Origin of the sequence: Micromonospora sp. NPDC023737, assembly GCF_040639715.1 — a bacterium.
Classification (GTDB): domain Bacteria; phylum Actinomycetota; class Actinomycetes; order Mycobacteriales; family Micromonosporaceae; genus Micromonospora.
Genome location: NZ_JBFAAL010000041.1, coordinates 1 through 1,411, shown reverse-complemented (window position 1 = coordinate 1,411; position 1,411 = coordinate 1). Strand labels below are relative to the sequence as shown.

The window sequence follows — 1,411 nt, the reverse complement described above, 5'->3', positions numbered from 1 at the left end:
TAGTACTCCAACGTCAGTTGGCCTGTCTGCGCTGGTAGTGGGATCGGCGGGCTCGGGCTTGGGATGTTCGTCGCCAGATCGACCAGTGCAGGGTGTGCTCTGGGGGTAGCGATGCGGCGAATAGGAGGGCGTTGAGGAGTCGGCGGATCTCGGCGACGGTCAACGCGATGATCTCCGGGTCTGAATTGGGTTGCTGCGCGGTGGCGGCGAGGATGGTCAGGACGGCGAGAGCGAGCATGGCCAGGGTGATGAAGCGGTGCCAGCCGGTCCAGCCGCGGACCTGGTAGTGGTCCAGGCCGACCTGGCCTTTGCCGGTTTGGAACAGCTCTTCGATGCTCCAGCGGGAGCCGGCGACACGCACGAGGGTGTGCAGCGGGACCGGTCGGGGTGACCAGCACAGGTAGTAGGCCAGCTCGCCGGTGGTGCGGTTGCGGCGGATGAGCAGCCATCGGTGTTCACCGGGGCTGGTGGCGGTGGTGATCCAGGCCCACAGGTAGTCGCGGGGACCTTTCGCCCCTGGTCCGCAGCTGTGCCGCTGCCACTCGCGGGTGGGGATCCGCTCGGCGAGGTCGTCGACACGCACGAGGGTGCGGCCGTCGTTGACGTGCACGCGTCGGTCGCAACCGACGGCCAGGACGTAGCCGATCTGACGGTGCTCGAGGTCGCCGCGCAGGCCGGGGTCGGCGCCGTAGACCTCGTCGCCGGTCACCCACCCGAACGGGACACCAGCCTGCAGGGCGGCAGCGATCATCTGCCGGGCCAGCGCAGGTTTCGTGGCGAACTCGACCTGGTCGGGGACGCCGGCGGCGGCGAGACGCTCGGGCCGCTCGCACCACGTCGCCTCGGGCAGGTAGAGCCGACGGTCGATCAGCGCCCGACCCAGGGGCGAGACGTAGGCCAGGAAGACCCCGACCTGGCTGTTCTCGACCCGACCGGCGGTGCCGGTGTACTGCCGCTGCACCCCGACCGAGCACACGCCCTTCTTCAGGAAACCCGTCTCGTCAGTGGCCAGCACTCCCTCGGGGTGGCCGAGCTGCTCGATCAGCCAGGAACGCACGTCATCGCGGACGGCGTCGGCGTCCCACACCGCCGTGCGCAGCAGCCGCTGCATCGCCTGCGGATCATCGTGACCTGCCCGCTCTGCAAGCGACCAGCAGGTCTTGCGTTCGGCGTCCGACAGCAGCCCTTCCACGAACTGCCCGGCGGTCCGGCGTGGCTCCGCCCGCACGAACCGGGCAGCGACACGCATCACCGCCTCGTCCAGGATGACCCGCCAACGATCAAGGTCTACGCTGTGGCACGCGGCCACCGCACGATCTTCGGTTGTCCTCACAAACCATCGATGATCAACGCGGTGGCCGTCTCCATGCCTGCGCCACGCCCAACGCCGAAGCCAAATGACGTTGGAGTA

General features: G+C 68.7%; 1 protein-coding gene. It reads right to left on the bottom strand.

Going from position 1 to position 1,411, the window contains the following annotated elements; translation table 11 throughout:
- Positions 1-13: 13 nt before the first annotated feature.
- Positions 14-1,249, bottom strand: coding sequence for an IS701 family transposase (locus AB0F98_RS31720; protein ID WP_357743239.1), 1,236 nt, complete (start codon positions 1,247-1,249; stop codon positions 14-16).
- Positions 1,250-1,411: the final 162 nt, after the last annotated feature.

Excerpts from the sequence above, each read along its gene's own strand:
- AB0F98_RS31720 (WP_357743239.1), bottom strand. The coding sequence starts at position 1,249 with ATGCGTGTCGCTGCCCGGTTCGTGCGGGCGGAGCCACGCCGGACCGCC.